This window comes from Caldicellulosiruptor sp. DIB 104C (assembly GCF_028198085.1).
GTDB classification, from domain to species: Bacteria; Bacillota; Thermoanaerobacteria; order Caldicellulosiruptorales; family Caldicellulosiruptoraceae; genus Caldicellulosiruptor; species Caldicellulosiruptor saccharolyticus.
Map to the genome: position 1 here is coordinate 1,464,629 of NZ_CP116337.1, position 26,959 is coordinate 1,491,587.

The following is a 26,959-nucleotide window of genomic DNA, read 5'->3' on the forward strand; positions in this document are numbered from 1 at the left end:
TTACTTTTTATCAACATTGATTGAATAAAACTTATGACATAATTGAATCACCCCTTTATTACCATGTAATGTTATTTTAATAATAAAAAAAATCAATGTATAAATTAACCAAAAATAATTAAATTTTGAATTATCAATTTGTCTTATTGAACAAAAACCTTTTTATTTTGCTGGCTATACTTTTAATAAATATAAAATAACCCTCAGTGTCAATTTCATAGTTTGGCATCACATTTTTGGTAATGACTATTATACCAAGGTTTCTTATCCCATTTTCATAATCCTGATAGTAAAGCTCTTTAATTTTTCCTCTTTTATCCTTTACCTTCACCCACATATAAATCTGTGCATCTGAAAATATCCTCTCAAGTTCGTTTTCTGATTGAATTAAAATACCATTTATTGAAATCAATGTGTCACCTGGTCTAATTCCCATCTTTTCAGCAACGCTATTTTCTTCAACATACAACACCTTGATTGTATTCTCCTCTACCTCAAATATTGATTTTCCCTCTTTTTGCTTTTTTTGCTGAAAAAGTATTATGCTCTCATGAGCAATAGGTGCAAATAAAGCTGCAATCCATTTAAAAGCATAGATTCTATATGAAAGTGCACTTAAAACAAAAAGTACAATGCTAAATATACTTAAGGTAAAAGCACTCTTTTTGCTAATCACATGTGGCTCATCAGAAACAGCCAAATCGCCATAACCAAGTGCTGCTACAATAGGTGTCAAAAGAAGCAAAGTAGTAGGAGTTACCTGTTGGGGTTTGAACAAAGGCCACCATGAAGGTTCAAACAAATTAATTTTTACTGTGGGTGCAGATACCTGAAAGTTAAGCGCAATAATAACCATCGGAATACCCCAAAACCTTTGCATCAGGTAAGCGCCTGTAATCGAATGGTTATCTAAATACCCGGTAGATTCGTCCTTTTTTCTTCGTTTTATTACAACAGGTATTGCTCCTCTGAAACCGTCTAAAAATATTAAAAGACTCTCAACAAAATGCAAAATTGCAACAATTAATAGTATCCCAGAAATATCTACAGCTGGTTTTTTAAATATCAAAGATACTATTGAAATAATTCCTGCTGAATATGAAAAACAAAGATACCTTGGATTTATAAGAGCAAGAATCAATGCAATATACCAAAGATAAAGAAAGCTATCTACATCAACCACTATTCCAAAAAATAGAACAATTAAGCTCACTATATACCCACCTACAAGCCCTGCAATAGATGATTCAATCACTTTGTAAATTAATGTCCTTCGATTATAGCCCAACACATTTTGCTCAAATTCTTGCTCTCTTTTGTATAAAAACGCAATTAAAATAATTATTACCCAGAAATTCCAACTAAAAAGAAGGCTAAATATGTTAAGCCCTGTTAGCTCAAATATCTGCCAGAAAAACTTAAACATAAACTGCACCTCAAATCTTCTCAAATGCTACTTTTTAGAATTTCAATTGCCTTTTTAAGCTGCAAGTCCTTATTCAGTGGCACGTTCATTTTGTCCTGATACTCTTTGGGCTGTAAAACCTGAATGTCAGGTTTTATCCCTTTCTTGTTGATATACGCACCGCTTGGAAGCAAGTATTGACTAACTGTTATCTTTATTGCTGACCCATCACCAAGTTCAAATACCTGTTGAACTACACCTTTTCCAAAAGTCTTCTCACCTACAATTTTAGCTCTTTTTTGGTCCTTTAAACATCCGGCTAAAATCTCTGAAGCAGAGGCTGAATATCTATTTGTCAAGACAACAAGAGGTGTTACAGTGTCTCCATTTTTATACGATTTAAAATACTGCTTGTTATTATATCTATCCTTAAGATAGACTATAAGCTGCCCTTTTTTGAGAAAGTTGCTTGCAACATCAACAACAGACTCTAAAAGTCCACCAGGGTTAAATCTAAGGTCAATAATAAGAGCTCTGCACCCGCTACTTTTGAGTTTATCATACGCGGCCATAAAATCTTGTGGAGTGTTCTCGTCAAAGTTTGTTATCTTTATATACCCTATGGTATTATCAAAGATTTTGCTACTCACTGTCTTTATCTTTATTTCGTCTCTAACTATCTTAAAATCTATTGGTTTTGAACTGCCATCGCGAAGAACTGTAACAGTAACAGGTGTGCCTTTGGGTCCTCTCATAAGACTAGCTGCTTTGTCAATATCCTTTGCAGTTAGACTAATGCCATTTACCTTTATAATCTTATCACCCGGTTTTATACCTGCCATATATGCAGGCGAGCCCTCAAAAGAGGTTACAACTTCTATATAATGCTCACCTGGCTCTATTGTAACACCAATTCCAAAGTATGTTCCTTTGCTCTGAATCACAAACTCGTTAAATTCTTTTTTTGTAAAGTATTCGGTGTAAGGGTCATTCACACTTGCAGCAATCCCATCAATTGCACCATCTATTAATTTTTGGTCGCTAATATCCTTTGGTTCATAATAGTACTTTTTCAAAAGCCAGATAACCTTAGAGAGCTTGGGATTTGTTACCAAATTATTGGTATAAAGTGGACTTCCAAAGTAAAGATATGTTGTGAAAATGTATGTTGCCACTGCAGTTATCAAAATTATTGCTATAGTATTGAGTCTTTTTTTCATGTTTTCTTCAGCCCCTTATTTCAGATAATTCAATGGGTCGACAACATCGCCGTTGATTCTCACTTCAAAATGAAGGTGTGGACCTGTCGAATATCCGGTTGAACCAACATTACCTATGCATTCGCCTTTCTTCACCTTTTGCCCAACAGAGACATTTATTGAAGAAAGATGAGCATAAAGCGTACTAATACCACTTCCATTGTCTAAAATAATGGTTTTCCCATATCCAGAAACCCATCCAGCTAAGATCACATCACCATCAGCTGCTGCTAAAACCCTTGTACCATAAGGTGCAGCAATGTCAATCCCTGTATGCATCTTGTTCTTTTTCAAAATAGGATGAAATCTCATCCCAAAATATGATGATATATCATAGTAACCATCAAGTGGCCATAAAAGCTTTCCACCTGAATATATTCGTTTTGTCTTTTGTCTTGCCAAAATCTCTTTTATCTTTTTGGAAAGTTCATTCGAAACTCTTTCCAGTTCATCAAGCATATTTTCTAACTTGTCCTGCTCTTTTTCTAAGTCAGACAAAAGCTTTTTCTTTTCTTGTTGCTCAGCAATGAGCGAATTTTGATATTTTTCAAGTTCTGCTTTTTTGTTGTTTAAATCTTGTCTTAGTAAAACTAATTCTGCTTCTTTCTTTTTTATATTCTCAATAGATTTTGTATACTCATTTAGTATTTGCTTATCATACTCAATTATATCGTTAAAAAGATACATTCTTGTAAAAAAGTCAGACAAATTTTTCGAGTCAAGCAAAATCTCTATGTACGAAACTGAAACATTGTTTATCTCATATATTGCTCTGATTCTGTCTTTGAACTTTTGGTAATATGCCTCCTTTTTTGCCTGCTCATGTTGAAGTTGCTCTTGGGTATCTTTAATCCTGTTCTCAACAATAAGAATATTGTTTTTTAACAAATCAATTTGGCTTTTTGTTTTGTCAATCTCCTTGTCAATATCATCTATCTGATCTAAAACCTGTTGCTGTTTATTTTTTATTTCAGTAATCTTTTGCTGAGTCTTCTTTTTGTTTTTCTCAACAGATTTGAGTTTGTTCTGATAATCTTTCAGTGTATCAGATATAGCACTTTCAAAAAACAAAACAAAAACCAAAAATAAAATTACAATTTTAAGTTTTCTCACCAAAGTAAAAAACCTCCTCTTCAGAAAAAAGAGGCTATATTAAGCTTTGAGATATCTTCTTAGCGAAATTAGACTTCCTAAAATGCCAACCATACTTCCAGTTAGAATAAACAATCCTAATATCTTGTACTTATAAGTAGAGATATTTACAAAATCTACAAAGGTAATTGTTTGTGAGAGATATTTTATCGAGTAATGATATATTAAAAGCACTACAGCATATGCAAAAGTTGCTCCCAGTATTCCAATTATAAAGCCTTCAACAACAAAAGGACCGCTTATAAACCGATTTGTTGCACCAATATATCTCATTATAGAAATTTCTCTCCTTCTTGCAAAAAGGGTAATCTTTATTGTATTTGCTATTATAAATATTGCTACCATATACAGACCTAAAATCAAAGCTACACACAAGAGATTTAGTATTTTCATTATCCTCTTTAACCTATCAACCGTTTGAGACGGAAAGTAAACCTGAGCAACTCCTTGCAAATTTTCTAATGCTTTTGCAAGCTCTTTTGTGTATTCTATTTTTACAGGTCTTACAATAAAATAACCCCGAAGAGGATTGTCTTTTTCAAGTCCCTCCAAAAGAAAAGAATTCTTCCCAAGCTTTTTTTTGAAATCTTCAAGCGCCATTTCAGGACTTATATAATCATAACTTCGAACCTGTGCATTCTTTCTCAAAAACTCTTCTATCACAGGTACTTTATCTTCTTGACCTTTTTGGAGAATTACTCTTATATCAACAGTCTTTTCTATTTGCTCTGAAATATATCCTAAATTCAACGCAATTGCAATGAAAACCCCAACCACAGTTAAGGCTGCTACCACTATTGAGATAGAAGCAGCAGCCATGGTCTTATTTAAAAATATATTCTTAAATCCATCTTTGCAAAAGTACTTGAACGTCTGAAGTCTCATAGCTGTAAACCCCTTTAGGTTGGTCTTTGACAATCCTGCCGTTGTCAATTGCAATAACTCTTTTTCTCATGCTATCCACAATCTCTTTTGCATGTGTTGCAACTAAAACTGTTGTACCCCTTTTATTTATATCCTCTAAAAGTCTCATTATCTCCCACGAGGTATCAGGGTCAAGATTTCCAGTTGGTTCATCAGCAACTAGCAACGAAGGCTTGTTGACAATTGCTCGCGCCAAGGCAACCCGCTGCTGCTCACCACCTGAAAGTTCGTGCGGGTAACATTTTGCCTTGTGCGCAAGCCCAACAAGCGACAGTACAAAAGGAACTTGCCTTCTGATAAGCTTTGAAGGTGCCCCTGTTATTTGCATAGCAAACTCAACATTTTCATACACAGTCTTGTTCGGTAAAAGCCTAAAATCCTGAAATACAATGCCAATCTTTCTTCTGTAATAAGGTATTTCTCTCTTAGAAAGTTTATTCAGATTGTACTCGCCAACGATTATCTCACCTTCGGTTGGTTCAATCTCTTTTAAAAGAAGTTTAACCAACGTAGATTTCCCCGCACCACTTGAACCTACTATAAATACAAACTCTCCTTTTTCTATTGTCAGGTTTACTGAACTGAGCGCAAGTACCCCATTAGGATACCTTTTGCTCACATTTATAAACTTTACCATCTAAATTCACCTGCAATATTCTCTAAAATGTTATATTCCCCTTTGTATATTCAAGATATTGATTCACAAGCATAGCCATCTTAAAGATAATAGCATCCTCAAACTTTCTCAAATCAAGCCCTATCATTCTTTCAATTTTATCAAGCCTGTATACCAAGGTATTCCTGTGGATATAAAGCTGTCTTGCTGTTTCTGAGACATTTAAGTTGCACTCAAAGAACATCTCAACAGTCTGTATTAGCTCTGGATCAAAGTCAGAGAGTTTTACGTCCTTGAAGACTTCTTCTAAGAACATCTCACAAAGCTTTGTTGGCATTTGGTATATGAGCCTTCCAAGCCCAAGTTTGTGATAGCTTACTATATATTTGTCCTTTTCAAATATATAACCAATTTTTAGCGCTGCTTCAGCTTCTTTGTATGACATTGAAAGCTCTTTGATATCATCAACAACAGAGCCAATTCCGATATACGCTTTTAAAAGAAGTTCAGAGTTAAGAGTATCAAGTATAATCCTTGCTACCTTATAGGCATCCTCATCAGTAGAACCAGGCTTTAGCTCTTTTATGAACACAAGTATGTTATTGTCAAGCTGAATAATGAAATCCTTCGTGCTCTTTGGAAAGATGCTTGTCAAAATCTCTCCAACATTAATATCTTTGATTTCTTTTGCATTTGGAATATATATAGCAAAAACAACCCGTGTCGCACCTGTTGCGATATGCAGTTCTCTTGCTTTTGTGTAAATTTCACCTGGTAAAATGTTGTCGTACAATAGATTCTTGATAAACAATTTCTTATCATAAGCAGAAGCAGGCTCTTTTGCCTTCATCACAACAAGGTTAAGCATGTCCAAAAGCTTTTCAGCATGTGGTTCTGTGTTGTTTATATACAGTACATATGTGTCTGTTTGGGTTCTAAAAACCTTATATGTGCGTCCTTCAAAGATTTCAAGATCTGTGTCTGTTTTTATCAAGTCAATAGCAACAGTGTTGATTCTATTTTGAGAAAGTGGGTTTGAACTATAAACAACTCTTCCATCAGCCTCTATATATCCGAATTCATCCTCGATGATATCTTTTGCTTGCTCTAACACATCAATTACCTTTTGTGTCATCATAACGTTATACCTCACCCTTTTCCATAGTATTTTATAAATCTATTATACTTTTTTTCTTTGCGATTGTAAAAGGTTTTTGAAAACAAAAAACCCCTGCCACTTTTAAATGTTGGCAAGGGCTTATTCTTCTTTTGCTTAGTGAACAATTGCCTTTTCTGTCTCTTTGTCAAACAGGTGAATTCTGTTTGCATCAAATGCAAGTTTAATCTTGTCACCAGCTTTTGTCTTTGACCTTGGGTCAACTCTTGCAATGAGGTTAAGACCATCAACAACTACATAGAGAAGTGTTTCAGAACCAAGCATCTCAACAACATCAACATGGGCATCAACAACAGCATCCTGAGCTGTCTGCAGGAATATCTCTTCATCGTGTAAGTCCTCAGGTCTGATACCCATTATAACCTCTTTACCAACATAGCCAAGCTCCTCAACCTTCTTAGCCTTTCCTTCTGGAAGTTTTATTGCATTGTTACCAAATACAACGTACAAGTTCTTATCCTTTTGCTCAATTCTTGACTCAATGAAGTTCATCTGAGGTGAACCAATAAAGCCAGCAACAAACAAGTTTGCAGGTTGCTCATACAAAACTTGTGGAGTGTCTACTTGCTGAATAAATCCATCTTTCATAACAACAATTCTTGTACCCATTGTCATAGCTTCTGTCTGGTCGTGTGTAACGTAGATGAATGTTGTTCCAAGTCTCTTATGAAGTTTAGACAGCTCTGTTCTCATCTGGACTCTGAGTTTTGCGTCCAAGTTTGAAAGAGGCTCATCCATCAGGAATACCTTTGGCTCTCTGACAATAGCACGACCAAGCGCAACTCTCTGTCTCTGACCACCAGACAAAGCCTTTGGCTTTCTGTCAAGTAAGTGCTCAATTCCCAAAATCTTTGCTGCCTCATGAACACGTCTCTTTATCTCATCTTTTGGAAATTTTCTGAGTTTAAGACCAAATGCCATATTCTCAAAAACAGTCATGTGCGGATACAAAGCATAATTCTGGAAAACCATCGCAATATCTCTGTCCTTTGGAGGAACGTCATTTACCAGCTTGTCCCCTATGTAGATTTCGCCCTCTGTGACCTCTTCAAGTCCAGCAATCATTCTAAGAGTTGTTGTCTTACCACAACCAGATGGTCCAACCAATACTATAAATTCCTTGTCCTCAATGTCAAGGTTAAAATCAGAAACAGCTGTAACACCACCAGGATATCTCTTATAAACACCTTTTAATCTTACACTTGCCACTTTTCTTTTACCTCCTACACAGTATTTGTATATTAATTCGCAAAAATTTTCTTCTAATATAGACTATACAATTATTTGCGACTAAAAACTATTGATTTTTTAAACAAACTTTTCAAAAACCTTTTAGATAACATGTCTAAACTATCTTACCAAAAACAAAGGCTGATAAGGAGTTGTACCTTATCAGCCAATTGTTACTATTGTTGTGATTTGGTTGCCTCTTCAGCACCTTTTCTAAACAGTCCTAACACAAAGATGAATATCGCAGCGCCAAGTATGGTTGGAATAATCGGAATTCCGGCTATAACAGGACCAAGTTTTCTGAAAAATGGGATATATGCTCCAATCCATGAACCAACAAGCCCTGCAATCATTGCTCCAATAAAACCACCTGGCATCTTGTACTTGGTTAGTGCATCACCAATATAACCTGCAATTGCTGCAACAATCAGGGTCATTATAAATCCGAGCATCAGCTTTGACCCCCTTTTTTAAAATAGCACCTCTACTCTTTAGTATGATTACTTTTATCGAATTTAATCACTTGATAATATTACCAATAATACCCCATCTTCTACCTCAACAATTGCTTCATCTTCTATAATAACATTTGATACACCATAGGGATTGCCAAATTCCATGCTACCATCTTTTAGTGTATAATACAAACCTTTAGTTGAGATGCCTTTTACTGTTTTTGTATATGGTAGCAAAGATAGAATATGTCCTTTTTTTCCTTCTATTTTTATCTTGTCTTTTGTCATTGTAATGATATTATTATTATCAACAATAAGACCTTTTATATTGCGTTCAAGTAGATAATATAAAAGTGTGATGTTTGCCAGCACATGGTCAATCCTTCTTCCTGTGCAAGAAAGCATCACTATCTCATCAAAACCTCTTTCAGCTAAGTACTCAACCGCAATCTGGGTATCAGTTTTGTCTTTTTCACGAGGAAATTCCAAAATTTCTACATTTTTAATTCTAAAATATTCCAAAACATCTTTGTCAATAGAGTCAAAGTCACCTAATATCAAGTCTGGCAAAAAACCATAGTTGTATGCAACATTCGCACCGCCGTCACAGCAAATAATAAAATTTGCCGTTTTTAGATATTCTTCATAAAAAGCTTTATCTTCCACACTGCCGTTTGATATAATAATCGCTCTCATCTCAATATCCCTTTCCATATTTTTCCAATATTTAGAAGAAACTTAGCTGGCTTGTCTGAGGTAAATCCTTTAAAACCTTGTACTGTGTCAATATCTCAATTACCTGTTTATTTAGTTTTGCTCTTCTCTGAAGGTCATCAATGGACAAAAATTTTCCTTCCTTTCTTGCCTCAACAATATTTCGTGCAGCAGCAATTCCAACGTTCGGCAAGGCATTAAATGGAATCAAAAGTCCACCATCTTTTATCATAAACTTTTCTGCATCTGATTCGTTCAAATCAACAGGATAAAACTTAAGACCTCTTGCTAACATCTCATTTGCTATCTCAAGCACTGTCAGAAGGTTTTTGTCCTTTTGAGATAGAGTATTCATTCTATTCTCCATGTCTCTTATCTTTTGTCTTATAAACTCTCTTCCCTTTAATATGGTTGCATAATCAAAGTCATCTGCTCTGACTGTGAAGTATGTTGCATAGAAAGCTTCTTTATAATGAACCTTAAAGTAGGCAATCCTAAATGCCATCATGACATAAGCAGCAGCGTGAGCCTTTGGAAACATGTATGTGATTTTCTTACAGCTTTCTATATACCACTCTGGCACACCGTAGCCTCTCAAAAGCTCTTCGTCTTCTGGTTTTAAACCCTTCCCTTTTCGAACATCCTCCATTATTCTAAAACTGTCTTTCGGCGGAACACCTTTTTGAATAAGGTATAGCATTATATCGTCACGAGTTGAGATTACCTCTTTTAACGTTGCAATGCCGTTTCTGACAAGATCCTGTGCGTTATTTGTCCACACATTTGTTCCATGGGAAAGCCCTGATATTCTAACAAGCTCAGCAAACGACTTTGGTTTTGTCTCTATCAGCATCTGTCTTACAAATCTTGTACCAAATTCTGGTATGCCAAAAGTCCCAACTTCACAGTCAATATCCTCAGGAGAAATTCCAAGCGCTTCTGTACTTGTAAAGATTGACAAAGTAGCCTTGTCATCAAGTGGGATTGATCGCGGGTCAACTCCCGTTAAGTCCTGAAGCATTCTTATAACTGTAGGGTCGTCATGACCAAGTATATCAAGTTTTAATAATCTTCCAGAGATTGCATGATAGTCAAAGTGGGTTGTAATTACACTTTTGTCCTCGCTATCTGCAGGATGCTGAATTGGTGTAAAGTCGAAAATCTCTTTGTCTTTTGGAACAATCATAAGCCCACCTGGGTGCTGGCCTGTTGTACGTTTAACACCTGTGCAGCCCTGCGAAAGTCTTAAAACCTCTGCCGGGTGCAAGCTCAGTCCTTTTTCCTCTGCATACTTTGTAACAAACCCATGTGCAGTCTTTTCAGCAACTGTTGAGATTGTCCCTGCTCTGAAAACATAACCCTGTCCAAAAAGCTCTTCTGTGAACTTATGTGCAATGGGCTGATATTCACCTGAGAAGTTCAAATCTATATCAGGTTCTTTGTCACCATCAAAACCTAAAAAAGTCTCAAATGGTATATCATGCCCGTCTTTTCTAAGTTTTGTACCACACCTTGGACAGTCTTTGTCCTCAAGGTCATAACCACAGCCAACTGTTCCATCTGTCACAAACTCAGAATACTTACAGTTTGGACAAACATAGTGCGGTGGCAGTGGATTTACCTCTGTAATTCCACACATTGTAGCAACAAGTGATGAACCAACAGAACCACGTGAACCAACCAAGTATCCATCTGACAACGACTTTGACACAAGTTTTTGCGCAATCAAATACATCACAGCAAACCCATTTTTTATAATAGAATTTAGCTCTTTTTCAAGTCTCTGCTTAACAATCTCTGGAAGCGGTTCTCCATATATCTCATGAGCCCTTTTCATTGTCATGTTGTAAATCTCTTCTTCAGCGCCTTCAATCTTTGGCGGGAATGTCTCATCAGGTATTGGTTTTACATCCTCTATCATATCAGCAATTTTATTGGTGTTCTCAACAACAACTTCATATGCTGCTTCTTTGCCAAGATATTCGAACTCTTTCAGCATCTCATCAGTTGTTCTAAAGTATAAATATGGATCAGTTTCTACGTCATCGTAACCTTGGTTGTGCTTTAGAATTTGCCGCAAGATTCTCTGATGAGGATGGCAATAATGCGCATCAGACGTTGCAACAACCAACTTATTTAGTTTTTTCCCAAGCTGATATATCTTTTTGTTGATTTGTCTGAGCTGCTCTTCATCCTTTAAATATCCTTCTCTAATTAAAAAAGAGTTATTCTCAATAGGCATAATTTCAAGAAAATCGTAAAGTGATGCTATCTTCTCAAGCTCCTCATCGCTCTTCCCTTCCATAATTGCCCTAAAAATTTCTCCTGACTCACATGCGCTTCCTAAAATAAGACCATCTTTTAGCTGTATTAAAACACTTTTGGGAATTCTTGGTCGTTTATAAAAATACTCAAGATGAGAATATGAAACAAGCTTATAGAGGTTCTTTAGCCCCTGCTGATTTTTTACAAGTATTGTGGCATGGTAGCTATGCGATTTCAAATCTGCTTTTGTATTTGTTTCAATAGTATTAAGTTCTCTTAAATATTTATATCCTCGACTTTTTAGCTTTTCAATCAGACTTATAAAAATCTTTGCAGTAGTTTCAGCATCAGAGTCTGCTCTGTGATGATGTTTAAGTTCAATATTTAGAAATTCTGCCACTTTGTTTAACTTATGGGAGGATAAATCTGTAAGCACTCTTCTTGAAAGCTCTAACGTATCTATATATGTATAGTCAAAGATAAGGCCGCACTCTTGATAAGACCTTTTCAAAAATCCAATATCAAACTGTGCATTATGTGCAACCAAAATGGCTCCACTGCAGAACTTCTCAAATTCCAGTATAGCATCTGAAAGCTTTGGAGCATTATCTACCATATTCTGGTAAATACCTGTTAGTTCAGATATTCTAATAGGAATCTTTCCTTCCGGGTCCACAAATGTTGAAAATCTATCAACAATCTCACCGTTTTCTATCTTCACAGCTCCAATCTCAATTATCCTGTCTTTTTGGTTGTCAAAACCTGTTGTCTCAATATCAACAACTACAAAAGTAGTGTCTAAGCTCTGGTTTTCTTTCGGATTATATACAACAGGCACACCGTCGTCAATCAGATAGCATTCCATTCCGTATATGACCTTAACATCTTCACTTTTACTCACTTCCTGGGCTTCTGGGAATGCTTGTACAACGCCATGGTCAGTAATTGCAATTGCCCTGTGCCCCCATTTTGCAGCAGTCTTTATAAGTTCTTCTGCTGAACACACAGCATCCATAGTAGACATCTTTGTGTGGGCGTGAAGTTCTACCCTTTTTACCTCAGCTGTGTCAAGCCTTTCAGGTTTCACAGCTCTGTTTACATTCTTTGCATTTACAACAATTGCCTTTTCGAACTCATCAAACTCAACGTTTCCTTCAATTTTTATATAATCTCCCACAGAAATTGAAGTTGGGATATTGTCTTTTTTTGCAACAATTTTGACATAGGTAGATGTGTTGTAATCTGTGACATACAGTTTGTAAATGAGTATATTCTGGTTTTTTGTCTCTTTTATCTCAATATTGAAAACTTCACCCTCAATTATACACTTGCTGCCTACCTTTATTAAAGAAATAGGAGTTATTTCTTCTTTTTCGTTAATTCTTTTGCCAAATATGACATCTGGATCTTGCTGAATATCTTTTTTATCGGCTTCTTTCGTTTCTTTTTCCTTTCTCTTCTCTTCAGACTCTTTCAAATAGTTTTCAATTTCACTATCAAAGTCAAAGTGAATATAAAAGTCTTTAATCCTAAACTCTACATCACACTTGCAGCCAAACTCTTCACTTAAAATATCCCTGACAAGCACATCTAACTTTCTTTCAAGCATTATATCTCTAATTCCATTTGGCACTAAAAATACAAGCTTGTCACCTTCTAAAGTAATCTCGCACTCTTTTAAAAATGCCTTGAGCCCATTGCACTTTTTTGATATCTTATAGACCAAAAACCATTTGTGTTTTTGTAAAAGTTCTTTTATATTCGCAACCTTGTTATTCAGAAGTTTAACCTCTACATCTTCGCAAATATCCAAGGAATTTTTGAATCTACTTTCAAGTTCAATTAAATTTATTTCATCTAACCCCTTAATATCATCAATGTATATTTTCAGAAACTTATTCGCTTTGTCAAATTCAACCTTGACAGGTTTGAGTGGTAAATAAGCCACCTCACTCATGCCTCATCCCTACTTTTTTTGAGATTGACATATCCTTTAATAATTTCTCTATACATTTTCATTCTGTGCTGAGCACCTTTGAAAAATCCCAGCTTTTCCTCTTTCATAACATGGGAAACATGGGGCAGTTCAACTGTCAAAACTCTTAAGTTCAGTTTTTTTGCATATTCTGTCAAGATAATCTCAATTGCATAGCCCAAATCTTTAATGTCTTTTCTTGATTCTAATATCTTATCAAAAACCCATCTTTTTATTGATCTTTGACCAGACAAAAAGGGTGAAATTTTCTGAGCTAAATCTGTAGAAAATCTACCTTCTGAAAATATCCCTATTGTCATATCAGCTTTATCTTCTAAAACAGGTAAAATAAGATTTTCAACATCTTCAACTTTGAGATTTATAAGGTCAGCATCAAGCATTAAAACTACGTCACTTTGAGTGTTTTCAACACCGTAGAAGATTGCATAGCTTTTACCCATATTTTGGTATAGTTTTAAAACATGTGCACCCTTTTCTTTTGCAACCTCTGCTGTCTTGTCCTCAGAGCCATCGTCTATCACATAAATTTCATCAACAAGCGTACACTTTTTCACAACCTCTATAACCGACCCTATCCTTTTTTCCTCATTGTACGCAGGAATCAAACAAACCACTTTATTATTCATCATTTCACCTCATGTTTTATAAAGAGAATAAATCTCTCGTATCAGCTCATCAACAAGATCATCTTCTTTTACCTTCTTTACAATCTTTCCTTTTTTAAACAAAAGTCCCTCTCCAATGCCGCAGGCAATTCCAATATCAGCTTCTTTTGCCTCACCAGGACCATTTACTGCACAGCCCATTATTGCAACGCTAATATCCAAATCCAAATTTCCAATTCTCTTTTCAACCTCATTTGCAATCTTGATTAAATCTACGTTACACCTTGCGCATGTTGGACATGAGATTATATTCACACCCTTTTTTAATTTTAACCCCTTTAGAATCTCTTTTGCAACAGTTACCTCTTTTTCAGGATCATCAGTAAGAGACACCCTTATTGTGTCTCCAATACCTTGAAGAAGCAGATGACCAATTGCAATACTTGACTTTACACACCCTGCAATAAATGTCCCTGCTTCTGTAAGTCCAACGTGAAGTGGATAGCTTGTCTTTCTTGACAAAATTTCATAACTTTTGATAGTTGTCAAAACGTCAGATGACTTTACAGATATTACAATATTGTCAAAATCAAAACTTTCCAAAAGTCTTACCTGGTTGAGGGCTGCCTCAACAATTGCTTCAGGCGTTGGTGATTTGTATTTTTCCAATATCTCTTTCGGAAGAGAACCTGAGTTTGCCCCAACTCTGATAGGAATACCATATCTTTTGGCTTCATCAACTATTTTCTTTACCTTTTCAGGTCCTCCAATATTACCAGGGTTAATCCTTATCTTATCAGCTCCATTGTAAATAGCCTCAAGTGCAAGTTTATAATCAAAATGAATATCAGCAACAATCGGAATATGAATCTTAGCCTTGATTTTTTCAATAGCTTTTGCACTTTCCATATCAGGTATTGCAACTCTTATTATTTCGCAGCCCAAACTTTCAAGTCTGAGTATCTGCTCAACTGTCTTTTCAACATCTTTTGTCTTTGTATTTGTCATTGACTGAATCCTAATTGGCTCACCGCCACCAATATAAAGATTGCCAATCTTTATCTTTCTTGTCAAACATGTCACCTTCCAGGCATTATGATGTTTTTGATATCATTAAAAGTGACAATTACAAGTAGTAAAAGGAGCAGCACAAACCCAATTGTATGAATCAGCGCTTCCTTTTCCCTGTTAAATGGCCTTCCCACTACTGCTTCGTATAAATAAAACACAAGTCTGCTTCCGTCAAGCGCAGGGAACGGAATGAGGTTTATAACACCAAGGTTTACTGAAATGAGCTGCATAAGCCACAAAATGTTTAAAAGCCCGCTTATAAAGTTTTGCTTAAACCCAGCATTTGCCGCCTGCCCAATTGTTTTTACTATTCCAACAGGTCCCATTACCTCAGACCCAGATACCTTGCCCGACAATATTAAAACAACTCCATAAATAGTCTCCTTAATCTCAGCATATGTGGCAAATATGCTATAATAGACGCTATTTAAAAAATTCTTCTGTGAAATTTTGGGTGATATACCTATTCGCTTTGACTTTGTATTAGGATCATATTTTGGAGTAACAAAGAAACTGTATTCCTGACCATCTCTTAAAACTTTAACTTCAAGAGGTTTGTCTTTGTAGAGCATATTATGAACTGCTAAATAGAAGCTCACCTGGTCCCATACAAATACACGATTGCCATCAAGCTCAATTATTTTATCTCCTGGTTTTATTCCTACTTGATATGCAGGCATAGTAGGCTCAACTTTACCAATTATATTTGTTCCAAAACCAACAAAATAGCCTATACCCATCATGATGACAATTGCAAGGACAAAATTCATCAATGGACCCATTAACACCATCAAAATTCTCTTATGAACTTTTGCTTTATTTAGTGCACGTGGATGGTCTACTTCCTGGTCCTCACCAAGAGGTCTTACATAGCCGCCTATTAAAAAAGCTCTTACAGAATATTCTGTCTCTTTACCTTTGATGCTAAAAATCTTTGGACCAAACCCAATGGCAAACTCTTCTACAAGTACTCTTGATAATTTGCAAACAATAAAATGACCAAATTCATGAATAAGTATCACAATTGTGAGGACAATTAAAGCTATCAAAAGATTTATCAAGACATCTCACCTTCCACTATTTTTTTGAGTTCCATCCTTGCTATTTTATCAACCTCTAAGATGTCCTCAATTGAATTGATTTGTTGTGGCCTGTGGTTCTCAACAACCTTTGCTACATAATTCATCATATCAACAAATGTTATCTTCCCCTCCAAGAAAAATTTAACTGCTTCTTCGTCAGCCGCATTTAAAACAACTGGATAACTTTCCCCTTTTTGTGCACATTCATATGCGAGCTTGAGCAAAAAGAACGTCTCAAAATCAGGCTCTTCAAATGTAAGCTGCTTTAATTTGCTAAAGTCAAGAGGCTCTATTAAACAGATACCCCTTTTGGGATATGTTAAACTGTATTCAATTGGAAGTCGCATATCTGGATTTGAAATCTGAGCTTTTATAGAGCCATCAACAAACTCCACCATTGAATGTATAATACTTTGGGGATGTATTACAACATCAATCTCATCAGTTTTTTTGTCAAAGAAAAACATTGCTTCAATAACTTCAAAACCCTTGTTAATTAGCGTTGCAGAATCAACTGTTATTTTTTTCCCCATTCTCCATGTAGGATGCGAAAGTACATCTTCTATTTTGACATTTTTTAGTTGGTCTAATTTCTTACCTCTAAATGGTCCGCCTGAGGCTGTTAATATTATTCTTCTCACATTTTTATTGTCCTCACCTATAAGACACTGGAAGATAGCACTGTGCTCTGAATCAACAGGAATCAAAATGTAGTCTTGGTTTTCATTTGATTTGTCCTTGATCATCTGTTTTATAATTTTTCCCCCAACAACTAACGTCTCTTTGTTGGCAAGTGCAACCTTTTTACCTGCTTTTATTGCTTCAATGGTTGGAACTAACCCTGATATTCCCACTAATGCGTTTAAAATAAGGTCAGCATTTTCATAAGTTGCAAGCTCAATCAGTCCTTTTTGACCTGCTACAACTATCTTATTAGGAAATTGCTCTTTTAAAATAGTATAATACCTCTCATCACCTATGCAAAGAATCTCAGGGTTTAGATCCTTTGCTTGGGATATTAGCATTTCAATATTCATATATGCAGAAAGTCCTACCACCTTTATTCCTAACCTCTTTGCAACATCTACTGCTTGACGTCCAATTGAACCAGTTGACCCTAAGATGCAAATTCTTTTTGTCATATTCTTCGCTCCTTCTAAAAAGTAATATCAAAATATTCCTATCTTAGCAAGAAGGTATATTACTGGTGCAACCATTATTAAGCTGTCAAACCTATCTAGAATACCACCATGTCCTGGTAAAATATAGCCAAAGTCTTTTTTGTTCTGCTCTCTTTTTAGCATAGAAGCAAACAAATCACCCGTGTGAGCAATAACAGAAAGACCTCCACCTGCAATCAAACCAGTTATAAAAACTTTAAAGTCAAACTTCGCGTAGCACAAAATACTTAAATAAAACCAAACGGCAATTATACCACCAATCATTCCACCAATAAATCCTTCTAAGCTCTTTTTGGGGCTTATACTGCTCCACACTCTTCGTTTGCCGAATGTTATACCAATAAAATACGCAAAAGTGTCAGTTGCCCAGCACACAAGATAGGGAAGCCAAATAAGTTTCTTGCCATTTTCAAAATCATAAAGGGACACCAAAAAGAAAATAGGTAATAACACATATATAAAGGAAAAAATAGAATATACTATGCTCTTTGCCGCAACCTCATTTTTGAAACTTTCTATAAACGCAAATAAAAACAGAGTAATGAAGAGTATAAAAGTTTTCTTCGAAAAATCAACTGGAATTATAAAAAAAATAATGCTCGCAAGCATGCTCAGATACATCATGTACTTTTCGATTTTATAAACAGACAAAAACTCATAAATCCCAACCACTGCAACAACAATTCCAAAAACTTTGAGTGGAATACCACCTAAGATATTTACTGCAGCAACTAAAGCTATACCCCAAATAGCTGTAAATATCCTTTGCTTCATAACCTTTCCTCCAAAACCTATTTTACACCACCAAATCTTCTTTCTCTTTTCTGATAGTCTTCAATAGCCTTTAAAAGATGTTCCTTTTTAAAGTCTGGCCAAAGCACATTTGAAAACCAAAACTCGGTATAAGATATCTGCCACAAAAGAAAATTAGAGACCCTCATCTCGCCACTTGGTCGAATCAAAAGGTCAGGATCAGGAATATCCTTTGTATAAAGATAGTTCTTAAAAAGCTCTTCATTAATAGCTTCGATATCAATTTTACCACTCTTGATATCTAAAGCCAAATTTTTTACTGCATTTATAATCTCGCTTCTACCCCCATAGTTCAAAGCTATAACTACACAAAGTCCTGTTTTATCTTTTGTCCTCTCCTCGGCACTTATAATTCTCTCTTGAATATCCTTATCAAGCTTTGAAATATCTCCTATTACCCTGATTCTTATTTGCGTTTTATTAATGAGATTCTCTATCTCTGTGTCAAAAAACTCTCGAAGAAGATTCATAAGATTTTCAACCTCATCCTTCGGCCTTTTCCAATTCTCTGTCGAAAAAGCATACACAGTAATATATTTTAAACCAATTTCATCAGCAAACAAGACTATCTCTCTCAACTTTTGCGCACCGAATCTGTGACCAGCTGAACGTGGCAGTCCTCTTTTTTTTGCCCATCTACCATTACCATCCATGATAATTGCAATGTGTCTTGGCATTTTTTCTTTGTCAATTGGAATTTTCTTCCTTTTAAAAAAATCAAACATCTTTATTAAAAGCCCTCTCTTTCCATTTTTGCAAAACTCTTTTTTATCTAAAAAAATAACGGGGATTTTGAAAAACCCCGCCAAATATCTTTTTAAATTTATACCTCCATTATCTCCTTTTCCTTTGCACTTAAAAGCTTTTCAATTTGTTCTATGTATTTGTCGTGCAGCTTTTGTACATCCTCTTCAGCGTCTTTCAGGTCATCCTCTGTAATCTCATTGTTTTTCTTCATCTTCTTGTACTCATCAATTGCCTCTCTTCTGATGTTTCTGATTGCAACCTTTGCGTCTTCTGCCATCTTTTTAACCTGTTTTACAAGCTCTTTTCGTCTCTCTTCAGTAAGTTCAGGGAATATAAGCCTTATTACCTTACCGTCGTTGGCAGGATTTACACCAAGGTCTGCCTTCTGAATTGCCTTTTCAATTTCTTTGAGCATTCTTGCTTCCCACGGCTGGATGACAATCATTCTCGCTTCTGGTACAGTAATGCTCGCAAGCTGAGGAATTGGAGTTGGAACACCGTAGTAGTCTACCATAACCTTGTCCAAGATATGAGGATTTGCTCTTCCTGCCCTGACTGTTGCAAACTCTTCTTTTAAAGTTTCAATTGCCTTTTTCATTTTTTCTTCAGCAATTTGAATAGGCTCTGGCATATCACCTTTCCTCCTTTACATTTACTAATGTGCCAATGTTCTCACCCATCACAGCCTTGATAATGTTCCCCTTTGCAAGTTCAAATACCACAATTGGAATTTGATTATCCATGCACATAGATGTAGCTGTTGAGTCCATTACCTCAAGTCGCTGATTGATGACATCTAAGTAGGTTATAAAGTCGTACTTTTTAGCATTTGGATTCTTCTTAGGGTCACTATCATAAACGCCATCAACTTTTTTAGCAAGAAGTATTGCCTCAGCATCAATTTCAGCAGCTCTCAGTGCTGCTGCAGTGTCTGTTGAAAAGAAAGGATTACCTGTTCCACATGCAAAAATTACAACCCTGCCCTTTTCTAAGTGCCTGATTGCACGTCGTCTGATATACGGTTCTGCAATCTGCCTCATCTCGATTGCACTCTGGACCCTTGTAGGTATTCCTCTTTTTTCAAGGATGCTCTGAAGTGCAAGTGAATTAATAACAGTCGCAAGCATTCCCATGTAGTCAGCTGTTGCCCTGTCAATATGCTCAGCACTTCTTCCCCTGAAGAAGTTGCCACCACCAACAACTATGGCAACCTCAACACCAAGCTCTCTTACTTTTGCTATTTCTTCAGCAATAGATTCAATAACCTGCCAATCAATTCCAAAACCCTTTTCTCCTCCCAATGCTTCCCCACTTAATTTTAATATTACCCTTTTGTACTTAGGTTCAACCATTTTTTATCTTCTCCTTCTCTATGATAATATTTTACAAATAAAAGCACATCTTTATCAAGAGTTTTTGCTCAAAAAAAGGGAACACCACTTTAAAAAATAGTGTTCCCTTCCCTTGCTATTATTTAAAAATTAGCAAGAAGCAGCCTTCTCAATTCCCTCTCCTCTCTCAAATCTTGCAAATCTTCTTATGACAATGTTCTCTCCAATCTTAGCAATCTTCTCTGCAAGCAAATCCTTTATTTTCATGTCAGGGTTTTTAATCCAAGGCTGCTCAAGCAAACATACCTCCTCAAAGAACTTTTCAAGTCTTCCTTCAATAATTCTGTCAACAACATTTTCAGGCTTTCCTTCGTTTAGTGCCTGCTGTCTTAATATCGCCTTTTCTTTTTCGATAACCTCCTGTGGAATTTCCTCTCGTGAAACATACTTAGGATTTGCAGCTGCAATCTGCATTGCAATATCCTTTGCAAATTGTCTAAATTCTTCATTTCTTGCAACAAAGTCTGTCTCACAGTTGATTTCAACCAAAACACCAATTCGGCCATTGCCATGGATATAGCTTTCTACAATGCCTTCTGCAGCAACTCTTGAAGCCCTCTTTGCTGCCTTTGCAAGACCTCTCTCTCTTAAAAGCTCAATTGCCTTTTCCATATCGCCATTGGCATCTTCTAATGCCTTTTTGCAGTCCATCATTCCAGCACCAGTTCTTTCTCTTAGCTCTTTTACCATTTCAGCGCTAATCATATCAAAAATCCCTCCTAAAAGTTATACTAAAGGAACAAAAAGGTTATTCATCTATAACATCATCATTACTATCTTTAACCTCTTGAGCTTTAACCTCTTCCTTTTGCTCTGAAGCAGGTGCAAACTGTTCCCCTTCTCTTCCTTCAATCACAGCATCCGCAATCTTAGAGGTAATGAGCTTTACTGCCCTTATTGCATCATCATTTCCAGGAATAACATAGTCAATTTCATCAGGATCACAGTTTGTGTCAACAATAGCAACTATTGGTATCCCAAGTTTTCTTGCCTCAAGCACTGCATTTCTCTCTTTTCTCGGATCAACAATATACAAGATATCAGGAATTCTTGGCATATTCTGGATTCCACCAAGGTACTTCAAAAGTCTTTCTTTCTCTTTTCTTAAAAGATTCACTTCTTTCTTTGGTAGAACATCAAATGTGCCATCTTCTTCCATTCTCTGAAGCTCTTTTAGCCTTTCAATTCTTGTTTTTATTGTTCTAAAGTTTGTTAAAAGCCCACCAAGCCACCTTTGATTGATATAGTACATACCACATCTTTCTGCTTCTTCTTTGATTGTCTCTTGAGCTTGTTTTTTAGTTCCAACAAAGAGAATAATCTTTCCTTCCTGCACTTGGGATTTTACAAACTCATAAGCCTCGTCCATTTTCTTTACAGTCTTTTGAAGGTCGATGATATAAATACCATTTCTTTCTGTAAAGATATACTCTGCCATTTTGGGATTCCATCTGCGTGTCTGATGACCAAAGTGAACACCTGCTTCTAAGAGCTGTTTCATAGTTAAAACTGGCATCTTTTTCAACCTCCCTCAATTCGGTTTTTCTTCGAGTCGGATAGAAAGAAGGCAATCTTGCCTTCCACCGAAGATTTCCGACTCTGTTTTTTTACAAAGCCCACATTATTATAGCATATCATTTTAAATGTAACAAGAAAAATTATTTAATAAGAAGATGGACAAATGAATATTAACATGCTTAAAAAATTTTGTTATAATCTTGTTTGCAAAACCCACCAAATTTTATTTTGAAAGTCTATATCCAAAAAAGGGTCTTGGCCATTTTGCCAAGACCCCATTTTTTAGCCATAGCAGCTATTCTATATCTTCTCCAGAATAAACCCTTTTTCCTTTGCATCCTGCTGGGTAAATACATCTCTTGTGTCAATTACGATGGCTCTTGAAGGGGGAATATATTCAAAAATCTTATCAAATTCTATTCCATGCTGTCGTGCTAAAATGAGAACAATCTCAACATCCTCTAAGGCTTCTTTCAAACTCTTTACTTTAAAATCATATTCTTTTTTCACAGCAGGGTCAAACGCTTTTACCTCAACACCACGTTGTCGTAAAATCTCAACAATTTCAAGTGCAGGACTGAGCCTATCGTCCGAAGAATAATCTTTCATCGCAATACCAAGCACAGCAACCTTCTTTTTAGCTCCATACTTTTCAATTGTCCTTATCACAAGGTCAGAGATATAGGCGGGAATTCCTTGGTTGAACATTCTTGCAGTCTTAGATAGCTTGAGTTCCACTCCCATCTCCTCTGCCTTTGCATTCAGATAATAAAAAGCATTTGGTATACAAAAACCACCTACACCAGGGCCTGGATAAAGCAAATTCACCCTTTTGTGTGTATTTGCAACCTTGATGACCTCAAATATATCTAAATTCATAGCCTTTGTAAATCTTTCAAATTCGTTCACCATTGCAATGTTTATATCTCTTTGAAGATTTTCTAGTACTTTAGCCGTCTCCACAACCTCAACCGAAGATGCAACAACAACCTCTTCTTTGCAAATCACTTTTATCAAATCAACAGCTCTTTTTGTGCTGACTTCACAAAAACCAGCAAGAGCTGTGGGCATGTTCTCAAATTCTTCAAAGGCTCTGCCCTCTGCAATTCTCTCAGACGCGTAAGCTAAATAAAAGTCCTTGCCACACTTTAGGCCACTTTCTTCCAATATAGGAAGAAACACATTTCTGGTTGTACCAGGTACAACAGTTGACCTTAGAACAATAAGTTGATTTTTTCTCAAGTTATTCTTTATCTCTTTCGCACAAGAAATCAAATATTCGTAATATGGTTTCCCTCCATAAACTGGGATTGGCACGGTAACTATAATATCATCGCAGGCTTGCATTGCCTCTTTATAATCAAGCATTGGTACAAAGTTTCCATTTTGTAGGTGATCTTTTAAAATCTCTTGAATTGTCCTTCCTTTATAACTTTCTAAATGATGAGTTTCCCCTCTTTGAAGCTCACTAATTAGCTCTGGATTGCTGTCAACCCCATAAACTTTATAACCTTTCATTGCAAAAGATAGAGCAAGTGGTAGTCCTACGTATCCAAGCCCAATTACACAAACGTTATTCAACATATATCCCTTCCCTCTTTAGTATCTCAATTATTTGGCTTACTCTACTATCCCATGAGGTAAGCCTTGCGTACTCTACTCTTTTTAACATCTTTTCATTGCTACCGTCTTTGAGCTCTGAAATTGCTTCTTCACACTTTTGCAATACCTCATCATAATCTTTCCCAATATAAACAACATCCGGAAACTCTTCAACCTGAGGCATTGAGGTTGAAACAATTGGCTTTCCAGTAGCTAAATACTCATAGAACTTAAGGGGACTTACATTTTCTGATAATTTATTAATCTTAAAAAGGTTCAAACAAACATCAAATTGCGCAACATACTGGGGCAAGATTTGATGATCTATTCTTCCTAACATATACACATTTTTGTATTTTTTAAGGTTATCTACACTCACGCCTGCACCAACAGGACCAATCAAGACAAACGACCAATCTTTTCTTTTGGATGCCAAATACTCTATCAGCTGTGTATCAATCCATGTATGAATGACTCCTACAAAGCCAAAGATAGGATGAGGAATATTTTTCATACTCTCTGGCACAGGAGCCTTTGTTGCTGCCTTATTAAAATGCTCAAACTCTGCTCCATTTGGTACAAGGTATGTTTTTGGATTTAGGTTCTTGAGTTTGTTGTAAAGACCTTCTGCTGTTGTAAAAACCACATTGCTCTTTTTAGCAAGCTCATCTTCCATTTCCTCTACAACCTGTTTGTTAATAAAACCTTGAAACTCTGAATGTTTGTCTATACAGTCATACACTAAAAATCCATAAGGAAGATACTCCAAAAGGTCAACTGTGTTTGGCATATACGTCCAAATAATGGGTGACTTTAGATCAAAGTTCTGATAAATAACCTCTTTCACAAACCTTGCTATCATTTTTTGATTGAATTTATTAATTGACCTTTTTCTGTTGTAAAAAGGCATAATTGGAGGCAAGGCAAAGACGAATAGATTTTCTTTAACTCTCTTGGGAGATTTTCTAAACTTGGTCAAATACGGCTTCAGGCTTGGATCTTTTAACGGCCCTATATAAGTTACTGGTGGGTCTAAGTAAAATATTCTACAGCTTTCCGGCATTCTTTTCATTATCTGTTGCTTTCGCGTAGGTATCGGATCCCACGGTGTTGTTGAAAAACAAATAATATCAATCATCTCTTATCATCCTTAAGGCTTATAATAGTATTTTCATTACAGATTTTAAGATACAATATTTTTGACAAAATAGTCAACAAAAAATTATAAAATCTCTTGACCAACCAAAATGATTTGTAATACTATGGTTTTGATAAATCTAATGTGGAGGGAGAAAATAATGAAGATTGTAGATCAGAAGGGTAGGCTATTCGGGATTATCAACATTGTAGACCTTATCTTAATTGTGCTGATTGCAGCTATTGCATGGGTAGGGTTTGTCAAAATTTCATCGCATGGAAAGGCATCTGAAAATGCATCACAAGACGAATTTGTAGAAATCAAATATGGCGAAGCAATTATCAATGTGAAGATTCCTCTTGTTGACCCTGTGATGGCTGAGTCTTTACACAAAAACGATTTTCTGGTGTCTGAAAATACCTTGACAAAATCGTATATACGAGATGTCCAGATAAAAGAAGGAGTTTATGAAAGAACATCACAAGAAGGCAAAGTTGTTGTTGCAACTCATCCGTATAAAAAAGATGTCTATGTTACAATCTATGGGTATGTGACACTTGAAGGGGCTACCATAAAATTAGACAAGCAAACAGTGAGAGTTGGTAAAACCTTTTATGTCAAGACAAAAACTACCGAGCTTGTTGGTGTTGTAACTGGTGTTAAAATTGTAAAAGAATAGGGATGTGAAATGATGATAAGAGAAAGTATTGCTTATAAAATAGTGATATTCCTTTATAGATATTTAAGGGAAAGCAGGATTTATGAACTTGTATCCAAGCTCTTCTACTTTTCCCAATATTCTATAGTATTTGAGCTTGTAGGAAAAGAGGAAAAACAAAAATACATAAGCAGCTCTTTTATCTTGAGGGCTGTGAAAAACTTCTATAGCTTTTGCATTACAAAATCCTTCAATGTGTTTCAAAAATTTAAAGGGTTTTGGTCAAATAGCTTTTTGCTAAAATTACTTAAAAGTCAAATAATTCTTTTTAGAAAAAGCCCTATTTTCGTCTTTACTTTTTACATCTTTGTATTCTACCTTGGTTTTTTCACTGGTGAGGCAATCAAAAATAGACTCTCTCTAACTAAACTTGTAATATTATTTGTTTTGCTACTCATAAATTTTCTAAATTTTCAACTAAGTAGTAGCAAATATGTACAAAATAGCTTAATCTTGAAGTTCTTTAAAGAAATTTTTTCTTAAAAGAAATTTATTGAAAGGTGAAATAAAAATGGTTGAAAGAAAGAGTTTGTACACTACCGCCTTTTTGATATTTTTACTGGGGCTTATAGGAAGTTTGGTATCGTCGAAAATTGCACTTTTGGCACTTGCTCTATTTTTACTTGTGTTAATTATATTTGAAGACCCATCAAAGCTCTTGTATGGTGTTGTACTTTATGCGTTTGTTGATTTTATTTTTAGAAAAGTAGGTGTCCTTGGAAGTTTTGCATCAATATGGGATGAGATGTTTTTTATATTGATTGTGTTTGCGTTCATCCTAAAATCAACTTTGAATAACAATCCTAAACTGAGAGTATCACCATTAGATATATATATCATTGTCTTTTTACTCATTTGCATTTTCCTGCTGTTAAAAAATTCTCCAAATATGAGAATTGCAATTGAAGGATTTAGAGTATATGCCGAATACGCTCTTTGGTTTTTTGTAGGATTGAATTTACTTAAAAATATTTGCCAGTTTAAAAGATTTATTTCTGTTTACATCTTTATGATGTTTTTGATATCTTTGTATGGTATTTACCAGTATATAATTGGAGTTGAAATTCCGTCGAGTTGGATTGATAGTAGTTTTGAGACGTATATAAGAACACGAGTTTACTCAATCATAGGAAGCCCAAATGTTTTAGGAAGCTTACTCGCAATGTCTATACCCTTTGTTATTCCTTTTGTGCTATACGAAAAGAGTATTTCAAGAAGGATTTACTACCTTGTAGTTTTAATTTCAATGATTGTTTGTCTTGGATTTACATTTTCACGAGGTGCATGGCTTGCATTTTTAGTATCCATGATTTTATATGGATTTTTTATCGACAAAAGAGTTTTAGCACTGCTGTTTTCAATAATAGTGTTAGTTCCAATTCTTGCTCCTTCAATATTGATGAGAATACTTTATATGCTAAGCAGCCAGTACGCAAAAAGCAGTGCAAGAGCAGGTAGAATTGCAAGATGGACAAAGGCTTTTGAGATTTTAAAAGAAAACCTCTTGTTTGGTGTTGGCTTTGGAAGATTCGGAGGAGCTGTTGCAAAGAGAAATATCGCAGATGCATTTTACGTTGATAATTTCTATCTTAAAAGTGCTGTTGAAATGGGAATTATTGGGGTCATCATCATGATATTGACATTTGTGATGGGACTGGTTTTAGCAGCAAGAGTGATTAAACAATTAAAGTCAAAAGAACTCAAAAAAATAGGTAGTGGCATTTTAATTGGCCTTGCAACTGTTTTGATACACAACGTTGTTGAAAATATCTTTGAAGTTCCAATGATGACCACTTATTTTTGGTTGTTTTTGGGATTTTTATTTGCTTTAAAATATATTGACTCTGAAAATATTACACATTCTAAAGAAGATTACTTACTTGAAGACGGGGGAAGCTAA

Annotated in this window: 24 protein-coding genes; 2 read left to right on the forward strand and 22 right to left on the reverse strand. The window is 35.5% G+C overall.

The features are described 5' to 3' along the window. Nucleotides 1-133 precede the first annotated feature (133 nt). The 22 genes from PGC14_RS07560 to PGC14_RS07665 form a co-directional block, all read right to left on the reverse strand. A complete protein-coding gene (locus PGC14_RS07560; protein WP_271628562.1) occupies nucleotides 134-1,426 on the reverse strand; it encodes a PDZ domain-containing protein in 1,293 nt (430 codons plus the stop codon). 20 nt (nucleotides 1,427-1,446) lie between these two features. Further along, nucleotides 1,447-2,625 (reverse strand): S41 family peptidase, encoded by a 1,179-nt coding sequence (locus tag PGC14_RS07565; protein ID WP_271628563.1) that lies wholly within the window; start codon nucleotides 2,623-2,625, stop codon nucleotides 1,447-1,449. 15 nt (nucleotides 2,626-2,640) lie between these two features. Further along, nucleotides 2,641-3,780 (reverse strand): murein hydrolase activator EnvC family protein, encoded by a 1,140-nt coding sequence (locus PGC14_RS07570; RefSeq protein ID WP_307742486.1) that lies wholly within the window; start codon nucleotides 3,778-3,780, stop codon nucleotides 2,641-2,643. A gap of 36 nt (nucleotides 3,781-3,816) precedes the next feature. Then, nucleotides 3,817-4,701, reverse strand: coding sequence for a permease-like cell division protein FtsX (gene ftsX, locus PGC14_RS07575; RefSeq protein WP_271628565.1), 885 nt, complete (start codon nucleotides 4,699-4,701; stop codon nucleotides 3,817-3,819). Next, on the reverse strand, nucleotides 4,658-5,377 hold the full coding sequence (gene ftsE / locus PGC14_RS07580) for a cell division ATP-binding protein FtsE (RefSeq protein WP_039764770.1): 720 nt from the start codon (nucleotides 5,375-5,377) through the stop codon (nucleotides 4,658-4,660). The genes ftsX and ftsE overlap by 44 nt, the downstream gene beginning before the upstream one ends. A gap of 22 nt (nucleotides 5,378-5,399) precedes the next feature. Beyond that, complete coding sequence (locus PGC14_RS07585) at nucleotides 5,400-6,494, reverse strand: PucR family transcriptional regulator (RefSeq protein ID WP_271628566.1); 1,095 nt, start codon at nucleotides 6,492-6,494, stop codon at nucleotides 5,400-5,402. A 135-nt stretch (nucleotides 6,495-6,629) separates the two neighbouring features. Continuing rightward, a complete protein-coding gene (locus tag PGC14_RS07590) occupies nucleotides 6,630-7,742 on the reverse strand; it encodes an ABC transporter ATP-binding protein (protein WP_011917850.1) in 1,113 nt (370 codons plus the stop codon). 197 nt (nucleotides 7,743-7,939) lie between these two features. Continuing rightward, nucleotides 7,940-8,215: a GlsB/YeaQ/YmgE family stress response membrane protein gene (locus tag PGC14_RS07595; RefSeq protein ID WP_011917851.1), complete on the reverse strand. Its 276-nt coding sequence runs from the start codon at nucleotides 8,213-8,215 to the stop codon at nucleotides 7,940-7,942. A gap of 63 nt (nucleotides 8,216-8,278) precedes the next feature. After that, the gene (locus tag PGC14_RS07600) at nucleotides 8,279-8,914 is read right to left on the reverse strand and encodes a thiamine diphosphokinase (protein WP_271628567.1); all 636 of its coding nucleotides are present in this window, start codon (nucleotides 8,912-8,914) and stop codon (nucleotides 8,279-8,281) included. Nucleotides 8,915-8,945: 31 nt separating this feature from the next. Continuing rightward, nucleotides 8,946-13,154, reverse strand: coding sequence for a PolC-type DNA polymerase III (locus PGC14_RS07605; protein WP_271628568.1), 4,209 nt, complete (start codon nucleotides 13,152-13,154; stop codon nucleotides 8,946-8,948). Beyond that, nucleotides 13,151-13,819 carry a glycosyltransferase family 2 protein gene (locus tag PGC14_RS07610; RefSeq protein ID WP_039764760.1) on the reverse strand — a complete coding sequence of 223 codons (669 nt, stop codon included), beginning with the start codon at nucleotides 13,817-13,819 and terminating at the stop codon, nucleotides 13,151-13,153. The genes PGC14_RS07605 and PGC14_RS07610 overlap by 4 nt, the downstream gene beginning before the upstream one ends. A 9-nt stretch (nucleotides 13,820-13,828) precedes the next feature. Further along, the gene (gene ispG / locus PGC14_RS07615; protein WP_039764758.1) at nucleotides 13,829-14,881 is read right to left on the reverse strand and encodes a flavodoxin-dependent (E)-4-hydroxy-3-methylbut-2-enyl-diphosphate synthase; all 1,053 of its coding nucleotides are present in this window, start codon (nucleotides 14,879-14,881) and stop codon (nucleotides 13,829-13,831) included. Further along, entirely contained in the window at nucleotides 14,878-15,930 is a 1,053-nt protein-coding gene (gene rseP / locus PGC14_RS07620; protein WP_271628569.1) for an RIP metalloprotease RseP, read from the reverse strand. Before rseP ends, ispG begins: the two co-directional genes overlap by 4 nt. Continuing rightward, the gene (locus PGC14_RS07625) at nucleotides 15,927-17,093 is read right to left on the reverse strand and encodes a 1-deoxy-D-xylulose-5-phosphate reductoisomerase (protein ID WP_271628570.1); all 1,167 of its coding nucleotides are present in this window, start codon (nucleotides 17,091-17,093) and stop codon (nucleotides 15,927-15,929) included. The genes rseP and PGC14_RS07625 overlap by 4 nt, the downstream gene beginning before the upstream one ends. A gap of 27 nt (nucleotides 17,094-17,120) precedes the next feature. Next, nucleotides 17,121-17,906 carry a phosphatidate cytidylyltransferase gene (locus PGC14_RS07630; protein WP_039764754.1) on the reverse strand — a complete coding sequence of 262 codons (786 nt, stop codon included), beginning with the start codon at nucleotides 17,904-17,906 and terminating at the stop codon, nucleotides 17,121-17,123. A 17-nt stretch (nucleotides 17,907-17,923) separates the two neighbouring features. After that, nucleotides 17,924-18,670, reverse strand: coding sequence for an isoprenyl transferase (locus PGC14_RS07635; protein WP_271628571.1), 747 nt, complete (start codon nucleotides 18,668-18,670; stop codon nucleotides 17,924-17,926). Nucleotides 18,671-18,768: 98 nt separating this feature from the next. Further along, nucleotides 18,769-19,323: a ribosome recycling factor gene (gene frr / locus PGC14_RS07640; RefSeq protein ID WP_011917860.1), complete on the reverse strand. Its 555-nt coding sequence runs from the start codon at nucleotides 19,321-19,323 to the stop codon at nucleotides 18,769-18,771. Between the two features lies 1 nt (nucleotide 19,324). Next, a complete protein-coding gene (gene pyrH / locus PGC14_RS07645) occupies nucleotides 19,325-20,044 on the reverse strand; it encodes a UMP kinase (RefSeq protein ID WP_039764752.1) in 720 nt (239 codons plus the stop codon). A 129-nt stretch (nucleotides 20,045-20,173) separates the two neighbouring features. Next, on the reverse strand, nucleotides 20,174-20,788 hold the full coding sequence (gene tsf / locus PGC14_RS07650; protein ID WP_271628572.1) for a translation elongation factor Ts: 615 nt from the start codon (nucleotides 20,786-20,788) through the stop codon (nucleotides 20,174-20,176). Between the two features lie 43 nt (nucleotides 20,789-20,831). Beyond that, the gene (rpsB, locus tag PGC14_RS07655) at nucleotides 20,832-21,599 is read right to left on the reverse strand and encodes a 30S ribosomal protein S2 (protein WP_039764748.1); all 768 of its coding nucleotides are present in this window, start codon (nucleotides 21,597-21,599) and stop codon (nucleotides 20,832-20,834) included. A gap of 302 nt (nucleotides 21,600-21,901) precedes the next feature. Further along, entirely contained in the window at nucleotides 21,902-23,182 is a 1,281-nt protein-coding gene (locus PGC14_RS07660; protein WP_307742509.1) for a nucleotide sugar dehydrogenase, read from the reverse strand. Then, nucleotides 23,175-24,341 carry a glycosyltransferase gene (locus tag PGC14_RS07665; protein ID WP_039764745.1) on the reverse strand — a complete coding sequence of 389 codons (1,167 nt, stop codon included), beginning with the start codon at nucleotides 24,339-24,341 and terminating at the stop codon, nucleotides 23,175-23,177. The genes PGC14_RS07660 and PGC14_RS07665 overlap by 8 nt, the downstream gene beginning before the upstream one ends. Before the next feature lie 160 nt (nucleotides 24,342-24,501). On the opposite strand from PGC14_RS07665, the gene PGC14_RS07670 reads away from it, so the two are divergent. Both PGC14_RS07670 and PGC14_RS07675 read left to right on the forward strand, forming a co-directional pair. Then, complete coding sequence (locus PGC14_RS07670; protein ID WP_039764742.1) at nucleotides 24,502-25,020, forward strand: DUF4330 domain-containing protein; 519 nt, start codon at nucleotides 24,502-24,504, stop codon at nucleotides 25,018-25,020. Between the two features lie 550 nt (nucleotides 25,021-25,570). Further along, nucleotides 25,571-26,959, forward strand: coding sequence for an O-antigen ligase family protein (locus PGC14_RS07675; protein WP_039764738.1), 1,389 nt, complete (start codon nucleotides 25,571-25,573; stop codon nucleotides 26,957-26,959).